Consider the following 19,997-nt stretch of genomic DNA (forward strand, 5'->3'; position numbering starts at 1 on the left):
AGCTAGGCATTACTAACAATTAACGGATAGCACTCTGCTCTATGGCTTGAGAGCATAAACGGTAATTTGATGTTCGTCACAGAGTCGCTCAACTTCATCTCGACCGAGGATGAGAGTTTTATGAGCTTCACAAACGATGACGCTCACCCCCGCTTCGCAACAAGCATCGATAGTAAGAGCGCCGAGACATGGCACATCAAATCTGAAATCCTGACTAGGTTTAGACACCTTCGCCAGCGTGCAACTTTTCCCTCTTCCCAGTTCACCACCACGCTTAATACAGGCGTTGGTCCCCTCAAATGCCTCGACTGCCAGCACTGTGCCGTGGCGAACTACAACACTCTGGCCAATATCCATTCGGCTGGTTTCTTTGGCTGTGCGGAAGCCGAATTCGGCATCCTCTATCGAGCGTTTCTTGAGCTTTGGGCCGCACACATGGCCAGCACTGGGTAATAATTCTTTGAGGTGGGTGGTGGCATCCATCAACTCGATACCGTCTTTTTGTAGTTCATCGGCGACAGCGCCAAATAAAGTTTCAGCATTCCGCTCCTTCACCCTTGCTAGCATCATCAGGGTACGCATATCCGGGCGCAGATCGAAGAGATTGCGTGGCGCAATCTGACCAACCATGATGGCCTGGCTCACCCCCTGTTTACTAAAAAATTTGATCACTCCTCCGAGTTGCCCCACACGAAACCACTCCATCGCCTCAACGAGGTCAGCAACCTCCTCTTTCGTTTCACCGTGAAACCCAGCAACGACCAGCTTCACACCCGGCACCTTCTTCCGCGCTGCAGCAATAAAAGTTTCTGGATAGATTCCATTTCCTGCTATGATTCCAATTGTCGTTTGCATCTGCTAGACATTGAAACAATTCCCAGCAGAGATTCAACTCTCGATCTTAAAAGAAAAAATGCGGTGGCTGATTATTCGAGTAGGCTCTTCAGCCCGTCGAAGAAGCTTTCGGTTTCCTCTTCGGTCGCTTCAGCACCCATGATGTCGTCATAATCTTCCTCTATAATATCATCGAAGGATAATTCCTTGAGAAAGACGCTGGGCTCACAGCTGGTACGGTCTCCATATTTCGTGCGCCAAGCACAATAGGTCATAGTGAACTCGTCTTGAGCGCGGGTAATCCCGACATAGAGTAGCCGTCTCTCCTCATCGATTGTCCCCTCTTCTAGCGAGCGCTTATGCGGTAAAATGCCATTTTCTAAGCCGACGAGGTAGACTAAAGGGAATTCGAGCCCTTTAGATGCGTGGAGGGTAATCATGCAGACTCCTTTTTGCTTCTCAATGTCATCATCCTTGTCGGATTGAAGCGCCATGTGGTCGAGAAACTTCTGAAGTGTCCGTTTCTTTGAAGTTGCGTGAGCGAGATCCGAGCGCAGGTCATTGAGTCCTTCTCCTCGCTGCTTCTTTTCATTTTCAGTTTTACAATGGCGCCTCATCCAGTCCTCGTAGCCTACCTCTTCGATGAATTCATGGAACAGAGTCCCCATGCATTCCTCTCCACTGGCAAAGCGTTCGTGGTATTTAAGAATGAGTTCAACAAAAGCATTCACGCTATTGCGCACTTTTGTGCTGAGTTGGCTCAACACCTCTTCTACCCCCATCGCTTCCCAAATGCTGCATTCCCGCTCACGACTGGCTTCAGTGATCAACAATGCAGAAGCCTGACCAATCCCTCTCGGCGGGGCATTCAATATCCGTAATAAAGGGACGTCTGAAATCGGACTATTAAGAACTTGTAGGTACGCGATACAGTCGCGCACTTCTTTACGGTCAAAGAAACTCTGAGAACCAACCACTCGGTAAGGGATTTTCATGTCTCTCATTGCTACCTCAAGATTTCGGCTCTGAGCATTGGTGCGGAAAAGGATAGCAAAATCCTCCCAAGGAGTTTTCTGAGTAGCATTGCGTTCGTGCATTTCCTCAGCAATAAACTCGGCCTCTTCCTCATCGCCTGGCATGGTGATGAGACGCAAAGGTTTACCTCCGGGTTTGAATGGTTTGAGCTCTTTTTCGCGGCGACCGAGGTTGTGTTTGATAAGTGAGTTAGCAGTTTTGAGAACTGCCGCGGAGCTTCGGTAGTTTACCTCAAGCAGGATAACCTTAGGGTCTGGGAAGATACGCTCGAACTGCAAAATGTTCGTCACGTCCGCACCACGCCAGCCGTAGATACTTTGGTCGTCATCCCCCACAACACAAACATTGTAGGGAACTCCAACGAGTTGCTTTAACAATTTAACCTGCAGCCCATTGGTGTCCTGAAATTCATCCACCGTCACATGAGTGTACTTTTTGCGGATCACCTCACGGACGTCAGAGTGCTCGCGGAGGAGCTTTTCAGCCAATAACAACAAGTCGTCAAAATCGACTGCATTCTGAGCCCTAAGCTCGTTATTATAAGCGAGCGCAATTGCACCCACGAGTTCATCCGCTTGATCGTGAGCGGGAATGCCTGCGTTCTTATTATTTGAAATAAGGCTAATCACCTGGTTTGCATCGAGGTTGATATCCTTGCCCCCTTTGCGGATAATCAACTGCTTGATCATTCCGATCTGATCCTGACCTGAATAGATCGTGAAATTCTTTTTGTATCCAAGCTTCTCGATGCCCTCACGCAAGATTCGTACGCAAAGCGAGTGGAATGTACAAACTGTAATCACCTCGCCAGCGGCTTTAGATACCATCCCGCAAACTCGCTCCTTCATCTCGACCGCGGACTTATTGGTGAATGTCACCGCGAGGATATTTTCCGGTAGAACACCTTGCTGTAGCATATTAGCGATACGGCAAGTCACTGTACGCGTTTTCCCTGTGCCCGCACCAGCAAGAATGAGTACTGGCCCATCGAGCGAGTTTACTGCCTCGCGCTGCGCTTCGTTGAGACTGGAAAGAGAGAAACCTGTAGACATCTGCTCGAGATGGAAGACCCCAATGGCTAGCGTGTCAAATAGCTATTAGTCACTTCAGTCTCTTTTGTGACCTGAGTCCTAGTTTATTCTCTTTCCCTACAAATTCTCCCTCTAAGACCTGCATGCTGTTACGGTCCATAAGGTAGCCGAATTCTCCATTTGATGAGGCATCACTCTTACTCCACTTCAAGAGATTAATACGCTGAGCGATAAGGCCAGAAAAACGATTCTTGCTTACCTCGACTCGCTCAGCCGTGAGGCTAGCTCCTAGGCTAAGGTAAATACCGCACTCACGATTGGCTCTGGAATGCACATCCACTAGGGTGACTAGAGACTTCATGCCAGAGACCACAACTCCAGATTTAGAGTTTCTTTCTATCACTGAAGACTCAAGCAGAGCAGTCGCTCCCCCCCAAACGTCAACTCCATGGTCGGCATTCCCCTGAAAAATTGAATCATTCACATGAACGCTACTGGTGGGGCCGAAGACTGCAAGACCATCCCAGTGGTTGCCAGAGAATCTACAATGCTCAATCTTAGCCAATCCGCCACTGACAGCCATTCCATGGTTGGCTGACCCTGAAATTTCCACATGCGAAAGATCTAGCCGCCCCCCTCTGTGTAGAATAAGCGGATATTTCCCAGCGTCACTGATGAACCACGCAAGGAGAGATGGGAAACTTTAGAGGTTTTTTTAGGATGAAAAAAATGCAACCCAGACCCATTTACTGTTCTAGACTCTATAATAGTGACACCCACTCCAGCCCCCTTGATAACCACAGATTTATTAATTTCTAAATCAACATAAAACACACCCTCACCGAGCACAATAGTCCCCCCCCTTTTGTAGGAGTGAGTAAGCTTCGTCTAATGTGGGGACACCAGCAGGAACGCGTACTACTTGAGGATGAGAAAGGAGTTTTTGATGCATTAGAATCAACTTTGGATGCTCCCCTAGCCGCTTTATCTCAGATTCGACATCCTCTAATAAATGAGCAGAATATTCACCCGAATCTTTTAACTGGATACCCTGAACCACGGACGTCACGATTCTGTCGACCTTCCGAAGTTGATCTAACTGCCTAGCCATTTCAGCTAACTCCTCTGGCTTTGTTTCGAGCCATCGCAAAGCACTCAAATGTTGAGCGGCCTGCGTTTCAGCCCAACTTGTAATTGCCGTCGAGAATCCTTCTGAGTTCTCTTCTATTTGCTGACGACGCTGAACAGCCGTGTCATGTTTCTCTTTGAGGGCGAGGTGCGCGACATCTTGCTCCGCTAACTTTGAGTATTTCAGTAAAAGCTCTGAAGCGTCGTTTAGTTGCTCAACTTCGAGTAGTGCCAATATCGATGACCTTAATTTTTCTAATTCTATCCGATGAGCAATTGCTTGTTTGTTCTGAAATATACGGATTTTCAGTTCGTGTACTTTTGTTAAGAACGCGCTATCAGAATCCAGTATACTAGCGCGTCTTAACTCTCGAGTGGCTTCATCGACCTCCTCTAACTCTAGGTGCGTTTGGACTTGAATAAGTCACAATTGAACATCCTTGCGAAGAGCCAACTGAATCTGTACTGCGCGTTCTACCTGCACCTGACGCGTCCGATCTAATGCGCATCTACGCAACTTAAAGAAGACGCCAACTCCAGCCACAATGACCAGCAAAAACACCAGCAGTAAACGCGCCTTGCTGAATCCTTGCACGTTATACCAGTTCTGCCGTGAAGAGTTTTTTTCATAGAGCTTTAACTCATAACACAAATGAGTACGACTAGTCGACAAATCCTTGAACTGTTGGCATTCGCCGACACATCCCAAATGCCCTCGAAGTCACACGAATTCCCGGCGGCGCCTGCTGACGCTTCCATTCATTCAAATCAACCTTCCGCTGCACCCATCTCACAGTATTCTCAGCGTAGCCATGGCTATTGATGATATCCTCGCATGAGAGTTGGTAATTCACGTAAAGCTCTAATATCAAATCCAGCAGAACATAGGGCGGAGCTGTTTCATTTCCATATTTATGAGGCTTCTTGGACGATTCTTCTTCAAGTTCAATAAGAGCCTTTGAGATTAGCTCCCTCTCATTGTTAGAGAAATGGGCGAGCTTATGTACAATAATTTTAGGCACATCACTGAGCACAGCTAGACCGTGAGAACTATCACCACCCAGTAATTGGTGGCCAACCGATAGATCTGACTTATTTGCTGAGGAGAGTACTAAATAATTATTACTACGCGCATATGCCATCAACAACATCGCTCTAATCCTAGAGCTAACGCCCTGATCAACTAGAGGGTGGTCAAGATCAGTTAAAATTCCACCTAAGACTAAATCAGCTGACTGTTTCACAACATCGACAGAGATATTCTTGTGCTCAATCCCCAATTTTTCGGCTAATTCTACAGCTCGACAAACGGATTCGATCGATTGGCACTCGTCCGGCATAATCAAAACCTTGACCTGATCCGCTCCAAGAGCACGAACTGCAAGACATGCGACCAGCGAAGATTCGATATTTCCATTGAGAATCATAGCAATAGCTCCGAATCCAGCCTTGCGAGCGTAATCCTGAATACCTAGCACTAGGCCTTTGTGGACATCCTCCACATCAATACAGCGCATTTTGGGTGCGTCTGTGCCGCATTTTGAAATGTCGACAACCTTAAAGCATGAGGTGAAGCCTGGCAGGTTAGAAATCTCATTTCCATCAGCATCAAGCACCAGCGAGTTACCATCAAAAACAAGTTGTTCGTTCATTCCCACAGCATTACAACAGACTAATGGAGCATTTGCACCACACGCAACAACCTCCAGCAAGCTCGCGCGGTGCTTAGGTATCCCTTTATAGAAAGGTGACGCACTAATGTTGATGATGAGATCCGCACCATCTTCTTTCAGTTCAGCGATCGGATCTCTTTGGTAAATCGGTCGGCGTATGTAGTCTTCCAGCCAAATGTCCTCACCAATAGTAAGGCCAATGCGCCTCCCACCGAAGTTGAACGCCTTACATTCAGATGAGGGCTCGAAATACTTATGCTCATCGAATATGTCGTATGAGGGCAATAATGTCTTCCAAATCTTTTTACGTATTCTTCCCTGGTGAAGGAATGCGGCAGCGTTACGCAGTGGCTTGCCGGGCTGAACAAAATCGTGAAAATCAATGTAGCCAACAATCAATGGAATATCACCGGTTTCATCCGCCAGATAGTCTAGTGCTTGTAGACACTTTTCGACAAAGCGATCCTTAGTGACCAAATCTCGTGGTGGATAGCCCACTAGAGATAACTCTGGAGTCACCACTATTTCAGCCCCTGTATCTACACAGGCTCTATAGGCTTGCATGATGAGCTTTGCGTTTCGGGGGAAGTCGCCGATGTTAGAATTTATCTGTGCTATACCAATTTTCATGTGTGAGGGAATGAAAGTAACTCGATATTAGGTCTTACCAAAGCCCGAATTCACCAAATTGCAGCGCGTAAATCCCCATCAGCAAATTCGCCACTCCATGCATCACTACGCATGCAGCAAGGCTTTTAGTTCTATACGCAAGCCAATACATCAGTGAGCCAAACAACAGTGCCCCTAGGTAGTCGACAGGTTGATGAATTAGCACGAATGATGCTGTGATCACAAGGTAACTTAGCAGCCGCGGCTTCCCAAAAGGCACCTTCCAATAATTTCCGTTAGGGTTGATCAAGAAGCGCATGAGGAATCCGCGCCAAAAGAGCTCCTCTACTAAGGCTACAACCACCACTGCGCGTAAAAAACGAAAGATCGTAGCCCCCCAATAACCAGCAACCCCGAACTCCGGGATCAACACACTGGGATCGAACCCATCATCACGCGGAGCAAAGCCAAAATATTTCAGCCCCCCAACCGTTTCTTCAGTGTAACCAAGAGCATCGTACAAATAAGATGGCAGAATCCAGAGAGCTATCCCGATCACGCCAAGAATCACTCCGAGAAAAATCCCTTTTGAAGGTCGGAAACTATAATTTTTCCAGAAAAAACAAAGAATAGCACCTACGATAAGTGTCTGCAAAGGATACATCCATTGCTCTGGCCACTCACGCCACCACGCGCATTAGGGTGCGCCCACTCGACACCGCTCTCACAGGCAATCTGCATCAGCAAATTGAGCACCATGAAAATTGCTAGCGGAGCCACATAGGCGTAGCTCTTGTTATTTCGGATATTAGCTAAATTCATGCTGGAGTTTCTAGGATTCTAACAAACTGCTCGATGCGATCCATTGCAATCACAATATCCTCCATGGAAGTGGCATAACAGCAACGTAGGAACCCCTCACCGCATGCACCAAAGGCATCACCGGGAACTGCAGCCACGTTTGTAGCCTCCAACAAGCGCATAGCAAATTCCTTGCTCTTGAGTCCAAATTTACTAATTTCTGGGAAAACATAAAATGCGCCACCTGGGCTATGACAATCGAGCCCCATTGCATTGAGTCGCTTCACCATGAAGTCACGGCGCTGGTGATAACTAGCCTTCATTTTCTCCACCGACTCCGCGCCGTTTTGTAAGGCTTCTATAGCTGCAGCTTGGCTGGTAATGGGTGCGCACAACATCGAGTATTGATGAATCTTCATCATGGCTTCGATAATCGGTTGAGGCGCACATGCGTACCCCAGTCGAAAACCAGTCATCGCAAACGCCTTTGAAAACCCATGGAGCAATATAGTTCTCTCCTTCATCCCTGGGAGACTCGCTATAGAGGTATGCTCTGGATCATCATAGCGCAACTCACTATAAATCTCATCGGTGATCACCATGAGATCGTGCTTCACACAGAGTTCAGCAATCTCTTTTAGGTCGTCATTTGAGATCGTCGCTCCGGTTGGATTGGTTGGGAAATTCAACATCAGCACCCTGCTCTTAGGTGTAATCACTTTTTCTAAGGCATCAGCCTTGAGAGAAAAGCCGTCTTTTTTGAAAGTGGGGACGGCCACAGCCTCACCGTAAGCCATCGTGATGCTCGGGCAATAGGAAACATAACAAGGCTCATGGTAGATCACTTCATCTCCAGGGTTCAATAACGCGCGCAGTGCTATATCAATCGCCTCACTGACACCTACAGTCACTAACACTTCACTCTCGGCTTTGTAATCGACAGCAAAAAAATCACTCACATATCCGGAAATAAGTTTTCGCAGCTGGAGTAAGCCTAGATTTGAGGTGTAGCTAGTGTGCCCTTTTTCCAAAGAATAGATAGCTGCTTCCCTAATATTCCATGGAGTTTGGAAATCTGGCTCACCAACACCGAGTGAGATGACGTCATCTCGCCCCTGCACAAGCTCGAAGAAATCTCGAATCCCGGATCGAGGAACGGCAGCTACTTGACGCGCAATTTTACTTGAATAATCCATCTCTAAATTACGGTGAAACTACGAGGCGGCCTTCTGGCTCTTCTTGCTCGAAGAGGAAACCATGTACTTTATATGCTTTCAATCTAAAGTGTGTTGCCGTGGATAAAACTCCATCAATCGTGCTGAGTTTTTCACTGACGAAGCTAGCAACCTCTCTCAAGTTAGGTCCCTCGACAGTAACCATGAGGTCGTAACCTCCACTAGCTAAATAACATGCCTCGACCTGTTCAAATCTAGCAATGCGCATGGCAAGACGGTCAAATCCACCACCGCGCTCGGGAGTGAGTTTCACTTCAATAAATGCAGACACACTCGTGTCGCCGCTGTGCTCACTATTGATCACAGCGTGATACCCTAAAATCGTGCCATCTGTCTCCCAATCCGCCACCTTGTCAGATACTGACTTTTCGTCTAACTGCAGGATGTCTGCGATCTCTTTATGGGAGTATCTGGCCTTTTGGCTAAGCAGTTGGAGTAGTGGGTCGACTGGCATGGTGACTAGGAATTAGCGAATCAAGAGCGGTTTGCCAACAATGGAACGAAAAAAATACATACTGAATGTAAGGTTAGCTTGTGATGAGGCGTTTATCTTATAGAAAACGTACAGCACGTCATCCATTTGAGAACCTCAATAAACTCAATAAACTCAAGATTTCCAGCATCCATCCAACCAAAGCCTATGAATAAACTGTCTCATAAGAAACTCACCAGCGTCCTCGCCTACGTAGCCAGCTTGGGGTTACTCCAAGCCAATCCAAGTGACCTTGAATTCTCAAGATTCACCGACAACACCCTCACCCCCTCACCTGCTTGCCTAGCCGTTCACGCTAATGGCGACGTCTTTGTGGGTGTCGACCTCCTCGGGTCGCTGGGAAAAGGACCGGATAAGGGCAGTATCGTTAAACTCAGAGATACCAACAACGATGGTAAAGCTGACGAGCATACAGTCTTCGCAAAACTAGACCATCCGCGCGGCATTATCGCTATGGGTGACAAGGTTTACGCTCTCCACGCAGACTATGGTGGCGAAATGCCGATGAAAGGCATGTATCTATCCGTGCTGGAAGATAAAGACGGTGACGGAGTAGCAGACGGTCCACCGAAGCACCTCATCAAAGATGTTTCGACAATCAAATTTAACCGCAGTCGCGGAGCCGACCACACAACCAATGGTATCCGCATGGGTATTGATGGCTGGATCTACATCGCTGTTGGTGATTTTGGCTTTGTCGATGCAGAAGGCACTGATGGCACAAAGATAACTCAGCTAGGCGGTGGCATCCTCCGCGTCCGCCCTGATGGAGGTGAGATGGAACCCTACACCTACGGACTTCGAAACATTTATGACGTTGCTATTGATCCATTCATGAACATCTACACTCGTGGTAATACAAACGATGGTGTTGGGTGGTGGATACGTTTTATCGATCATATACAAACTGGTGATTACGGTTATCCGAGTCACTACATGTACTTTACTAACGAGACTATCCCAGCGCTTTGTGATCTTGGCAAAGGATCAGGCACCGGTGCATTATTCATGGACGAGCCCTCGTGGCCAACAAAGTATAACAAACAGCCGATGATGGTAGACTGGGGACTCAACCACATCTACATTCATCGCCTCGAAAAAGACGGTCCAACAGTCACTCAGGAAGCTGAGAATTTCATCAAGTCTTCTCAGCCAACTGATCTAGATGTCGACGGCTCAGGGCGTATGTACATCGCCGCTTGGCAAGGTGCCGGATACAAAGGTAACCCAAATAAGGGTTACGTTGATCGCGTGGTTCCTGCAGACTGGAAGTATAAGCCATTCCCAGAGCTTTCAAAACTCACACCAACTAACTTAGTCAAAGGCATCCGGTCTGCCAGTGCCACCGCCAGATTAGCGACACAACAAGAAATCTTGAAGCGTGGTGCTCTAGTGGATCCAACTAAAGTTTTAGCTATCGCTAAAGATAGCAAGGCAATCCTGGAGGTACGGGTAGCAGCTATCTTCACCTATACTCAAATGACGGGTGTGAAGGGTGTGGATGCCCTCATAGAACTCAGCGACGATAAACTTATGGGCGAGTTCGCACTGCGAGCAATCGCTGACCGTAAATCTGTAGCTCAGAAATCCCCTCTTGCCCCTTTCCTCAATGGTTTGAAGTCTGACAATCAACGTGTGCAAGTTGCCTCACTCGTCGGTCTAGGCCGTATAGGTAAGGCTGAAGCAGCAAATGAAGTCGTTAAGTTAGCGGTCACGAAGCCTCGCAATTTCTCTATTGATTCTCTTAAAAAGGATAAAAGCACAAAAGGCCCACATGCCACACCTAACTCTAAAATCATTGTTCCACACATAGCAGTGCAGACGCTTCGTGCATTGAATGGTGTCGATGCATCGCTAGCTGCTATAGACTCCCCTGCACAAGACGGTGCAATTTGGGCGCTTCGTCGTATGCATGACACCAAGGGGGTTGACGGACTCATTGCCAAATTGAATTCGACCGATGACCAGTCACTGAAGGTGAAACTCATGGACGCGCTTGCCAGACTCTACAGCAAGGAAGCACCCTATGACGGGTCATGGTGGTGGGGGACAAGACCTGATCCAAAGGGACCATATTACAAGCCAATCACTTGGTCGGCTTCTGAGAAGATCGCCGCAGCTTACATTGCTGAAGTGACAAAATCTGATGCTGAACACAAAGCTCTGTACACGGAGATTGCAAAAAACAACAAGGCCTTCATTCCTAAACTAAATGATATTGCCGTCGTTGCTAAGGGGCCTAAAATCCCCAAAGTGGGTGAACTCTCAATCGAAGACGTTATGCTGGCATTTGAAAAATATAAGCCGAATAGAGCAAACGGTAAGAAGATACTCAAAACTCAAGCCTGTATCAGCTGCCATAGCATCGAGAAATCACACTCAAAGAAAGGTCCGGATCTCAACAAAATTGGAGCTTCTATGAACAAGCTGGCAATTGCCGAGTCCATCCTCAAGCCTGATGCTACTATCGCTGACAACTGGGTAGATGCGACGACTAAAGATGGCACTGTTCACAACGGAACATTGGTCAAAAAAGATACTACCTCCGTGATCGTTAGAAATATTGCAGGAGTTGAAACTAAACTCAGCGCCTCGGATGTGGTGTCGGTCAAAAAAGCCTCATCTACCTCATGGGCCCTCAACTAGTTGACAACCTCACCATCCAACAATTCGTTGACATTGTTGGCTACCTCGCTTCAAAGAAGTAATAATCTAGAATTATAACTACCAAAAAGCTCTCACCTATTACTAGGTGAGAGCTTTTTTGCTTCTTTGCAGATGAGAAAAAAGAGGCTGGAAGCACTCTTCTACGCTTAAGATGTAGCGGTGTAGATTGAGGCGATACCGCCGCTCAAGGGAATGCATGTTACATCTGTATACCCCTGAGCTTCGATCAATTTAACCATGGGGCCGCCACTTGGGAAATCTCCGATAGATCCTGCTAGATAGCTATAAGCGCCCTCTTCACCGGTCAATAAGCCAGCAATTTTCGGGAGGATGTTATTGAGATAAAAGTCATAGGGCTTACCGAGGAACCCTTCTGGAGTTGAAAAATCTAACACTAATAAATGCCCACCGGGCCGAATCACTCTACGCATCTCAGTCAATGCTGCTGGGTAGTCAGCCATATTTCTGAGGCCGAATGCAACAGTGAGCACATCACTCGAGTTGTCCTCAAATGGCATATCCATAGCGTCGACCACCTGCGTATTCTTAACTCCACGCTGGGTAGCATGCGCTAACATTTCTGGGCAAAAATCAGAAGCTACGAGGCTTGACTCTGGGCACACCCTTTGCAGTTCTAGCGCCAGATCTCCAGTGCCAGTTGCCACATCTAGAATATCTTTGGGACTCCAGGACTTTACAATGCGCCCCACTTTTTTCCTCCAAAGGATGTCAGTCCCTAGGCTGAGGACGTGATTCGTGACAACATAGCGATCAGCGATCTTACTGAAGGCATTCTTAACAAATGTTGGATCTTGCATGAGTAATTTAAATTTTTGTGAAATATTCTAACCTGGGAGAATATCCCGGTAAATACTAGGGTCGCTATTCGGAATTTTCGTAGCTCCTATAGCTTTTTCGTAGAATTCACGAGGCCCCACTCCGCCGATCACTCCGTAGACATAACCAGATTCCTTCAGAGCCTCCATACAACGAAATAAGAGCGCTTTGCCTATACCTGTTCCACGTGCTTCTTCAGAAACGCCAGTAGGACCATAGAATCCCTTTGCTGTGGTTTCGATACAGGCAAAACCGAGGATTTCTTTATCTCTCGTAGCGATAAAGCACGTGACAGGCTGACGACTAAAAGCCACCTTCACTTCACTTACCCACTTTGGCGAAAAGTGCTCCCCAACCCAGCCAGCCACAATGTGTCTTTCATACGCATTGGCTCTGCGTAGGGTGATGCCCTTATCTTTAACGCTCTCATAGAGTTCGCCAGAGTCTGGCAGCTCATAAAGATTCACTAACATATCGATCATAATTTTAGAATCTAGTGTTAGTCCGAGCGCTTACAAACCTAAAAGTTCAAGAAATGGCCAAGCTTCGATCTCACTTTGCCCGCGGATAACGTCAGTGATGACCTCCACTCCACACATATCTTCGACAATCCCTTTGTTGGTTATCGTGGCAGTATCGAGCTCTTCGACAAGGTTGTTAAAGATGAGTCCCGCTGGTTCAATACCTCGCGATCGCATAGCTTCAACAGTAAGCAAAGTATGGTTGAGAGCGCCTAGTTTATTGCCGACTACAAGTAGTACTGGGTCTCCAACCTCTTTTGCTAATTCAGCAACGCTGAAATCTTTGCCGGCTATCGGAACTAATAGACCACCAACACCCTCGGTTATGACAACCTGATGGGAAACCCCTAGGTCGGCTCGCCCTTGAAGGAGGACTTTTGAATCGATGGGTGCATTTTCAAACATCGCAGCCACATGGGGAGCGGCTGGCGTCTTCAACCAGAGTGGATTGACTTGATCTGCGGTAACCATGTTGTCGGATGCATCGACTAACTCAATCGCATCATTTCTATCGCCGCAGCAGATTGGCTTATAACCCACAGCATCCACACGCTCAGCCCGCAAGGCGCGGATGATCAAAGATGTAACGTATGTTTTGCCGCAGTCGGTGTCCGTGCCAGTTATAAAAAGTCCCTTACTCATAGATTCAATCTCACGTTGAAGTCTCCCCCTACTGCAGTAAAGTGCAGAAACATGCAAGCCCAGCTCGTAAGTTTGAATTAATAAGAGTGGTCGCCCCTAGGTAAGCATCTCACCGCTGATCAGAAACCATATCACGATCGCTAGGATCAAGGCTGCTATCTTCGCTATCCAATGTTTCTTCAGCATCATCTTCGTTAATTTTTTGTTCTGGTAAAAATATTTCTTCGAGCATTTCTCTAAATTCAAGCTCACTTAAATTACGCTTCAAATCACCATTGATAGCCATTGAGATGGCACCAGTCTCCTCGCTAACAACGATAGCTACCGCGTCGGTCTCTTCGGTTAGACCAATGGCAGCCCTATGACGTAGGCCTAGCGTTCGATCTGCTAACTCTCTCTGACTCACAGGAAACACACAGCCAGCTGAGGCTACGCGCCCTTGTGAGAGAATCATGCCTCCATCGTGCAGCGCAGCCTTAGTGTGAAAAATACTTTGGGCTAACTCGGCAGAGAACTCCGCATCGAGTTGGACTCCTGTTTCTTGGTGATCAGTGAGACTAATTTCCTTCTCGATCGCATAAAGTGCGCCTATACGTTTCTTTGAAAGTTGAATAGCTGAGTCAGCTAGGATAGAAGTAAACTCGAGACGCTGTGTTTTTGAGAACGTGAAAAACCTACTACTCCCCAACTTTGCTAAGGCACTTCGCAGCTCAGGCTGAAAAATAACAACCAACGCTAACGCTCCATAGATAACTGCTCTAGTTAGAATCCACGCAATTACTTTAAGTTGAAAAATGAAAGCGAGTGAGGTAGCTATGGCTAGAATCATCACGATTCCAACTAGAATATTAGCCCCTCTAGTTGCTCTAAAAGCACGATACAGTTGGTAGACACCAATCCATAGGATGAGTATCTCCACTCCGTCGCGCCAATGATCTTGCAGAAATTGCATCTCAGACATCATTATCCAGACCCCCATTCTTGTGAAGAACTATCTTTATTTAATGTAACTCTCTAGCACATCAACATAACCATAGAGCGCATCCCATAAAAAAGCGCCCACCGTAGTTGACGGTGGGCGCTTTGAAAATATGAGTATAATCAGTAAAGATTACTTATCTGTTGAAGCTGGCTTATCGGCAGCAGGTGCATCTTTATTGAGATCCTTAAGGAGAATAGCTGTAACGTCATACTTATCCTTCATGAAGGCGAAAACTGGTGTGCGTGTTGCACTGCGTGATGACTGGTCTACTATCATATCGAAATCGTGCTCACGTGCGTAGACGGAAATCTCATCTTGAATCTTCTCAAGGATAACACGCTTTTCTTCACCAGTTTGCTCTCCGAGAGCTTTATTTTGACGTTGAAGCCACTGCCGACGCTCATTGTCCGCAGCATTACCTTCGCTCACCTTAAGCTTAATCTGACGCTCAATTTCGAGACGCTTCTTATCGCTGATTGTTGCATCACCGCGTTGTTTACTGAGTTTTTCAATTTCAGACTGAAGACCACGAATGTGCTCAAGACGACTAGCGTTGTCCTTCTGGATGCGCTCCTTATCAACATTCACTTGAATTTGAACTTTCTTTGTCATGTGGAACTCGTTAAAGAGCTTCTCCATGCTTACTGAAGCAATTTTGAGATCTTCGGCACTTACTGAAGTGAGACTCACAGCGGTAGCGGCGACGACTAGGAAGGATTTTAGGATGTTTTTCATAGATACTTGAAACTTTGAGATAAATATAAATCGGAGTAAATGTGCATGCCGATGACGACTACGTCAACGTCGATTCCTTAATCTTTTTGCTTTATTCTTAGCGATTCTGCCGCCACTTTCCCGCCACCCACACATTATGGACATTATCACTACTGTAACTGACCTTCTCTTCGCGAAGAAGAAATACCTCACCGCGCCGGTTCTCGTGCCCACTATGGGGGCGCTTCATGATGGACACCTCGCTCTAATAGAGAAAGCTAGAGCTATTGCTGGACCAAATGGTTGCGTCGCCGTATCCATTTTTGTCAATCCAATCCAGTTCGACAACCCTGACGACCTCAAGAATTACCCATCAACTCTCCAGCGTGATATAGCTATCTGTGGGGAGCGCGGGGTTGATCTACTTTTTACACCAGATACTGGAAGCCTCTACTCAGCAAATCACTCCACCGTGATCACTGAGGACTGCCTAGCCTCGAAACTGTGTGGAGCCACGCGGTCCGGACACTTTGATGGTGTTTGCACAGTTGTCGCGAAGCTCTTCAATATATTCACCCCTATCGATGCCGTTTTCGGAAAGAAAGATTACCAACAACTGGCCATCATCAACCGCATGGTGCGCGATCTCAATTTTCAAGTCATCATTCATGGTGTCGACACTGTCAGGGAGAACGATGGACTCGCCCTCTCCTCGCGAAACGTTCACTTAAGTAGTGACGCTAGAACTCAGGCACCAGCGATACGCCAAGCGATGCTGTTAGCTCAAAAATCTCTCGCTTCAGGTGTGGATGATAGCGCTAAACTCCTAGAAGCAATGAAGAGCCACCTTAGCACTCACGCTCCGCTCGCTGAAATCAACTATTTAGAATGTGTTTGCGCTAACTCCTTGCAACCACAAGTGAGAATCATCCAGAAGTCCCTGATAACAATTGCCGCCTGCTTTGGCGATGTCAGACTTATTGACAATATCGAGCTTGTCCCAGCTAACTAAGCAACCCACACTCCCCGCATATGGTTTCTGACTTCCTAGTCCTCGGTTCAGGCATTGCAGGCCTCTCGTTTGCATTACGCGCAGCAGAGCATGGCTCCGTTACAATTCTCACTAAAGGTGAGGCGCTAGACTCTAACACGGCATGGGCCCAAGGAGGCATCTCCGCCGTTCTCGATCCCAACTTAAGATCTGAGGGGGATTCCTTTGAGCAACACGTTGCCGACACTCTGGACGCTGGCGCCGGTCTTTGCAAGGAATCCGTCGTTAGAGATATAGTCAGCGAAGGAACTGCCACGATCGATGAGCTGCTTTCATATGGTGTAACTTTCGACAAGAGCAATCAAGACCCAGAGCTCTTTGCCCTTGGGAATGAAGGCGGCCACACTAAACGTCGGGTGCTCCACTCGAAAGACACCACAGGTTACGCCATCGTCTCAGCTTTGATAAAGAAGGTAAAAGCGCACCCGAGTATCACCTTTCTTGAAAATCACTTTGCTATCGACCTCATCACCACCGGTAAACTGGGTGTCGTAACTGAAGATCGTGTCCTTGGAGCCTATGTGCTAGATGAGGATTCTGGGGAGGTTAACATTTTCAGGTCTGACCGCATCGTGCTCGCTACTGGGGGGTGCGGCAAAGTCTACCTTTACACCACTAATCCAGACAGCTCGACAGGCGATGGATTGGCGATGGCTTGGCGCGCAGGAGCGACCATCTCAAATATGGAATTTGTACAGTTTCATCCAACCTGTTTTTACAACCCGGCAGCAGTAGGCGCAAAAGCTCGCTCATTCCTCGTCTCGGAAGCTGTGCGCGGAGAAGGTGGACGCCTAGTGAATGCTGACGGTGAAGAATTCACTCTAGAGCACGACTCCAGAGGCTCGCTCGCTCCCCGCGACATCGTAGCTCGCGCTATTGATCACGAAATTAAGAAAACTGGAGCAAGTTGCGTATACCTAGACGTTACCCATAAGCCCGTTGGCTTCATGCGCGAGCGCTTCCCTAATATCTATAACACACTGCTGAAATTTGGACTCGATTGCGAAAAACAACCAATCCCAGTGGTTCCAGCAGCCCACTACCAATGCGGCGGAGCTGTGACTGACGCCAATGGGAAAACGACAATTCGAGGTCTCTTTGCAGTAGGTGAAGTGGCATGCACTGGGCTTCATGGAGCGAACCGTTTAGCATCAAACTCACTCCTTGAAGGGAATGTGGTTGCCCGCCGAGCCTTGAACTCAATGCTCAAGAGTTACCCACTGCAACTCGTCTCGCCGAGCTCCCCACCAATTCCAGCATGGGAAGATGGAGATGCGACCTCGATCGATGAACAAGTCCTCATCTCACAGAACTGGGATGAGCTGCGCCGATTGATGTGGAACTACGTCTCTATCGTGAGGACTGACAACCGACTCAAGCGTGCCGCTCATCGGCTAAGAAACCTTCGCAAAGAAGTGCGTGAGTATTATTGGGGCTTTAAAGTAAACTCAGACATCCTCGAGTTGCGCAATCTGGTAACAGTCGCGGCTCTCATCGTAGATTGCGCCATTCAGCGTAAGGAATCTAGAGGGATTCACTACACATTAGACTACCCAACTAAAAATCCAAAATACCAACGCGATACTGAATTGCGACGATTCTAATCGGTGCTAGACTGCTTCTGATTGTAACCAACTACGAAGTACCCGAGACAGAAGACAATTACCAGCGCCAGAATGGACCAGAAAATCGTCCAACCCAGCCATGTTTGCCCTGCTTGAGTAGCAGAAAAGAGCAATCCGCAGCTCAGTGCTCCGGTGGTGTGGCCAATACTACCACTCAACAGCCCCAGTAAAGCTTGAGCTTGGCCACGCATCCCCTCTGAAACTCTACGGTCAACAAACATTTGGCCAGTGATCGAGAAGAACGTGTAGGTTGGTCCATGCAAGGACACCCCCAACCACATCAAAGTGATCAGCCCATAATGACCGGCCGCCGCGTACAAGGCGAAGCGAGTGAGTCCAAAAACCATAGCCAACACAACGAGCGGTTTCACTCTTGCTCTAGCGCCCAGCCAACTCATGATGAGCATCGCAACCAACTCAGTGATCTGGCCAAGAGACATTTGGGCCGTAGGCCCTGGCAGCAACCATGTCAGCACACCGGCTACCACCCCTTCATGACGACCGAGTTCCTCCAATTGCTTAAGCAACATGGGAGCATACATATAATGTGCTGCCAAAGGCGCGGCAAAAAGCATTGAAGTTACGAAATACACTCTGAGTGAACGATTTTCAAAAAGACTGAACGCACTCAAACCTAGAGCCTCCTTTAAGCTGCGAGCTCGATTACCCTTAGGTGGAGTGCGAGGCAGCATAAAACACAGCCCCCCTAAACCCAATCGCACACCCGCCCCTAACTTTCCAGCTAGTGCCGATTCATCAAGCGCAAGCCAACTCACCAAAACACCAGCAAATAACCAACCCAGCGTCCCCCAAATCCTATAGAGAGGGAAGTTTTTCTGAGGGTCATCCGTATTCACCAAAGCAATCTTCGTCAGCAACGCCCACATTGGCGCCGAAATAAGAGCATTGCAGCCCTGCATAAAAACATACCACCAAGGACTCCACCCCCACGAAAGCACCGAGAACGACAACCACAGGAAAACCGATCCTGACAAAGTCAGTATACCGAGCAATTTCTGAGCATCCACCCGCCGATCAGCCAACGAAGTGAACATGAGGCTGGAGAAAATAGCAACAATCGGCCCAACAGCTGTAGCATAGGGAATCACCCACAACGCATCGTAAGTCTCCAGAATGTTCGGCAAGGCGGGTGACCATAACCCTGGAGGCACTGCAATAAGAAAAAACACCACACCAATCCAGATGTTGCGTAATGATGATGTGGGCTTAGACTCCAAGACAAGAAGCTTCTGTCTCTCATCGTCTCATTCATCAAGCCCAATTATGCCTCAACAGACAATTCCAGCCTGCCCACATCTACCACAAGTTACCCGGCAGCTACGCATCACTCACGCCCGTGAGCACCGCACAGCATGCCGCGAAGCTTATTACATCGCCTGCCTCGAGCTCGCCCAATCGTTATGGCAAAATAAAAGACCCGCACAGGCCATACTTCAGCTCGACAAGGCGATGATGGCCAATATCCCCGCTAACTCGACAACGCTAGACACGCATCCCATTCCCTACAGAGCGATGCTTTGGTTTATGATAAACACTCCGACTGGCAGCTTCGTAGGTAATCCAGTAAGACATTTCCAACATTTAGCGAGCCGGATGAACTTGAAGCAACCTCAGCCAGAACTTCGCACCGCTCGAGCATGGGCATGCCTTCACCTCGCAGAATCTGTTTTAAGTCACGAGGATTACCCGCGTGACCAAAGGCAGTTGAATAAAGAGAACCTTGAAATCCCAAATAGATATGCCGTAAAGGCTGCGCTGATAGAACGCAGTCCGCATCAATTAGAAAAGACATGGTTCGAGCTAGCCATGAGTTTAGCTGTCTGACCAAACGGTAAACTCAACGCAAAAAAGACTCCTTCATTAACACAAAGTTCGTAATGGTCAGCTCGATGCAATTTATTTCCTCATGATGCAAATCGCTCATAGGTCACAACTTAGAAAAACCCCTCTAAAAAAGCCATCTACCAAGTTGACATTTCCTAAGTATTCATCATTATCGCGCTGCACTGAGGAGTAGCCGGCGTGGCGGAATTGGTAGACGCGCTCGACTCAAAATCGAGTTCCTTGTGAGTGCCGGTTCGATTCCGGCCGCCGGTAT

Annotated in this window: 19 protein-coding genes and 1 tRNA gene; 5 read left to right on the plus strand and 15 right to left on the minus strand. The window is 47.7% G+C overall.

The window, feature by feature from the left end:
* Positions 1–39: 39 nt before the first annotated feature.
* The 9 genes from BSZ32_RS16665 to BSZ32_RS16705 form a co-directional block, all read right to left on the minus strand.
* Positions 40–855, minus strand: coding sequence for an LpxI family protein (locus tag BSZ32_RS16665; RefSeq protein ID WP_105044461.1), 816 nt, complete (start codon positions 853–855; stop codon positions 40–42).
* Positions 856–926: 71 nt separating this feature from the next.
* Complete coding sequence (locus tag BSZ32_RS16670) at positions 927–2,921, minus strand: ATP-dependent helicase (RefSeq protein ID WP_105044462.1); 1,995 nt, start codon at positions 2,919–2,921, stop codon at positions 927–929.
* Between the two features lie 49 nt (positions 2,922–2,970).
* Positions 2,971–3,576, minus strand: coding sequence for a right-handed parallel beta-helix repeat-containing protein (locus BSZ32_RS16675; protein ID WP_105044463.1), 606 nt, complete (start codon positions 3,574–3,576; stop codon positions 2,971–2,973).
* A 162-nt stretch (positions 3,577–3,738) separates the two neighbouring features.
* On the minus strand, positions 3,739–4,263 hold the full coding sequence (locus tag BSZ32_RS16680; protein WP_105044464.1) for a hypothetical protein: 525 nt from the start codon (positions 4,261–4,263) through the stop codon (positions 3,739–3,741).
* Between the two features lie 427 nt (positions 4,264–4,690).
* On the minus strand, positions 4,691–6,331 hold the full coding sequence (nadE, locus tag BSZ32_RS16685) for an NAD(+) synthase (RefSeq protein WP_105044465.1): 1,641 nt from the start codon (positions 6,329–6,331) through the stop codon (positions 4,691–4,693).
* Positions 6,332–6,365: 34 nt separating this feature from the next.
* Positions 6,366–6,965, minus strand: coding sequence for a CAAX prenyl protease-related protein (locus tag BSZ32_RS16690; protein ID WP_165788911.1), 600 nt, complete (start codon positions 6,963–6,965; stop codon positions 6,366–6,368).
* On the minus strand, positions 6,947–7,132 hold the full coding sequence (locus BSZ32_RS16695) for a hypothetical protein (RefSeq protein ID WP_105044467.1): 186 nt from the start codon (positions 7,130–7,132) through the stop codon (positions 6,947–6,949). Before BSZ32_RS16695 ends, BSZ32_RS16690 begins: the two co-directional genes overlap by 19 nt.
* Positions 7,129–8,307: an aminotransferase class I/II-fold pyridoxal phosphate-dependent enzyme gene (locus BSZ32_RS16700; RefSeq protein ID WP_105044468.1), complete on the minus strand. Its 1,179-nt coding sequence runs from the start codon at positions 8,305–8,307 to the stop codon at positions 7,129–7,131. Before BSZ32_RS16700 ends, BSZ32_RS16695 begins: the two co-directional genes overlap by 4 nt.
* Positions 8,308–8,314: 7 nt before the next feature.
* Complete coding sequence (locus BSZ32_RS16705; RefSeq protein WP_105044469.1) at positions 8,315–8,800, minus strand: Lrp/AsnC family transcriptional regulator; 486 nt, start codon at positions 8,798–8,800, stop codon at positions 8,315–8,317.
* Between the two features lie 186 nt (positions 8,801–8,986).
* Between BSZ32_RS16705 and BSZ32_RS16710 the strand changes: the two genes are divergently transcribed.
* Entirely contained in the window at positions 8,987–11,485 is a 2,499-nt protein-coding gene (locus BSZ32_RS16710) for a DUF7133 domain-containing protein (RefSeq protein ID WP_105044470.1), read from the plus strand.
* Positions 11,486–11,652: 167 nt separating this feature from the next.
* Here the strand turns inward: BSZ32_RS16710 and BSZ32_RS16715 are convergent, their stop codons facing one another.
* From BSZ32_RS16715 to BSZ32_RS16735, 5 genes are all read right to left on the minus strand, one after another.
* Complete coding sequence (locus BSZ32_RS16715; protein WP_105044471.1) at positions 11,653–12,324, minus strand: ubiquinone/menaquinone biosynthesis methyltransferase; 672 nt, start codon at positions 12,322–12,324, stop codon at positions 11,653–11,655.
* 27 nt (positions 12,325–12,351) lie between these two features.
* Complete coding sequence (locus BSZ32_RS16720; RefSeq protein WP_105044472.1) at positions 12,352–12,825, minus strand: GNAT family N-acetyltransferase; 474 nt, start codon at positions 12,823–12,825, stop codon at positions 12,352–12,354.
* A 30-nt stretch (positions 12,826–12,855) separates the two neighbouring features.
* Positions 12,856–13,506: a dethiobiotin synthase gene (gene bioD, locus BSZ32_RS16725; RefSeq protein ID WP_105044473.1), complete on the minus strand. Its 651-nt coding sequence runs from the start codon at positions 13,504–13,506 to the stop codon at positions 12,856–12,858.
* A 109-nt stretch (positions 13,507–13,615) separates the two neighbouring features.
* Positions 13,616–14,458, minus strand: a complete 843-nt coding sequence (gene cdaA / locus BSZ32_RS16730; protein ID WP_105044893.1) for a diadenylate cyclase CdaA — start codon at positions 14,456–14,458, stop codon at positions 13,616–13,618.
* A gap of 159 nt (positions 14,459–14,617) precedes the next feature.
* On the minus strand, positions 14,618–15,223 hold the full coding sequence (locus BSZ32_RS16735; RefSeq protein ID WP_105044474.1) for an OmpH/Skp family outer membrane protein: 606 nt from the start codon (positions 15,221–15,223) through the stop codon (positions 14,618–14,620).
* A gap of 136 nt (positions 15,224–15,359) precedes the next feature.
* Here BSZ32_RS16735 and panC point away from each other — a divergent pair, with 136 nt between their 5' ends.
* Together panC and nadB are read left to right on the plus strand one after the other, a co-directional pair.
* Positions 15,360–16,214, plus strand: coding sequence for a pantoate--beta-alanine ligase (gene panC, locus BSZ32_RS16740; protein ID WP_105044475.1), 855 nt, complete (start codon positions 15,360–15,362; stop codon positions 16,212–16,214).
* A gap of 20 nt (positions 16,215–16,234) precedes the next feature.
* A complete protein-coding gene (nadB, locus tag BSZ32_RS16745) occupies positions 16,235–17,857 on the plus strand; it encodes an L-aspartate oxidase (RefSeq protein ID WP_105044476.1) in 1,623 nt (540 codons plus the stop codon).
* On the opposite strand, the gene BSZ32_RS16750 is transcribed toward nadB, so the two are convergent.
* Positions 17,854–19,116: an MFS transporter gene (locus tag BSZ32_RS16750; protein ID WP_105044477.1), complete on the minus strand. Its 1,263-nt coding sequence runs from the start codon at positions 19,114–19,116 to the stop codon at positions 17,854–17,856. The genes nadB and BSZ32_RS16750 overlap by 4 nt on opposite strands.
* 46 nt (positions 19,117–19,162) lie before the next feature.
* Between BSZ32_RS16750 and BSZ32_RS16755 the strand changes: the two genes are divergently transcribed.
* The gene (locus BSZ32_RS16755; RefSeq protein ID WP_105044478.1) at positions 19,163–19,723 is read left to right on the plus strand and encodes a hypothetical protein; all 561 of its coding nucleotides are present in this window, start codon (positions 19,163–19,165) and stop codon (positions 19,721–19,723) included.
* 192 nt (positions 19,724–19,915) lie between these two features.
* A tRNA-Leu gene (locus tag BSZ32_RS16760) sits at positions 19,916–19,996 on the plus strand.
* Position 19,997: the final 1 nt, after the last annotated feature.

The organism is Rubritalea profundi (genome assembly GCF_002954445.1).
GTDB classification, from domain to species: domain Bacteria; phylum Verrucomicrobiota; class Verrucomicrobiia; order Verrucomicrobiales; family Akkermansiaceae; genus Rubritalea; species Rubritalea profundi.

Bases quoted from the DNA above. Each gene is read 5' to 3' on its own strand.
- BSZ32_RS16735 (WP_105044474.1), bottom strand. From the start codon at position 15,223: ATGAAAAACATCCTAAAATCCTTCCTAGTCGTCGCCGCTACCGCTGTG.
- BSZ32_RS16755 (WP_105044478.1), top strand. From the start codon at position 19,163: ATGCCTCAACAGACAATTCCAGCCTGCCCACATCTACCACAAGTTACC.
- BSZ32_RS16700 (WP_105044468.1), bottom strand. From the start codon at position 8,307: ATGGATTATTCAAGTAAAATTGCGCGTCAAGTAGCTGCCGTTCCTCGA.
- BSZ32_RS16695 (WP_105044467.1), bottom strand. From the start codon at position 7,132: ATGAATTTAGCTAATATCCGAAATAACAAGAGCTACGCCTATGTGGCT.
- panC (WP_105044475.1), top strand. From the start codon at position 15,360: ATGGACATTATCACTACTGTAACTGACCTTCTCTTCGCGAAGAAGAAA.
- cdaA (WP_105044893.1), bottom strand. From the start codon at position 14,458: ATGCAATTTCTGCAAGATCATTGGCGCGACGGAGTGGAGATACTCATC.
- BSZ32_RS16710 (WP_105044470.1), top strand. From the start codon at position 8,987: ATGAATAAACTGTCTCATAAGAAACTCACCAGCGTCCTCGCCTACGTA.
- BSZ32_RS16715 (WP_105044471.1), bottom strand. From the start codon at position 12,324: ATGCAAGATCCAACATTTGTTAAGAATGCCTTCAGTAAGATCGCTGAT.
- nadE (WP_105044465.1), bottom strand. From the start codon at position 6,331: ATGAAAATTGGTATAGCACAGATAAATTCTAACATCGGCGACTTCCCC.
- bioD (WP_105044473.1), bottom strand. From the start codon at position 13,506: ATGAGTAAGGGACTTTTTATAACTGGCACGGACACCGACTGCGGCAAA.
- BSZ32_RS16720 (WP_105044472.1), bottom strand. From the start codon at position 12,825: ATGATCGATATGTTAGTGAATCTTTATGAGCTGCCAGACTCTGGCGAA.
- BSZ32_RS16705 (WP_105044469.1), bottom strand. From the start codon at position 8,800: ATGCCAGTCGACCCACTACTCCAACTGCTTAGCCAAAAGGCCAGATAC.
- BSZ32_RS16665 (WP_105044461.1), bottom strand. From the start codon at position 855: ATGCAAACGACAATTGGAATCATAGCAGGAAATGGAATCTATCCAGAA.
- BSZ32_RS16670 (WP_105044462.1), bottom strand. From the start codon at position 2,921: ATGTCTACAGGTTTCTCTCTTTCCAGTCTCAACGAAGCGCAGCGCGAG.
- nadB (WP_105044476.1), top strand. From the start codon at position 16,235: ATGGTTTCTGACTTCCTAGTCCTCGGTTCAGGCATTGCAGGCCTCTCG.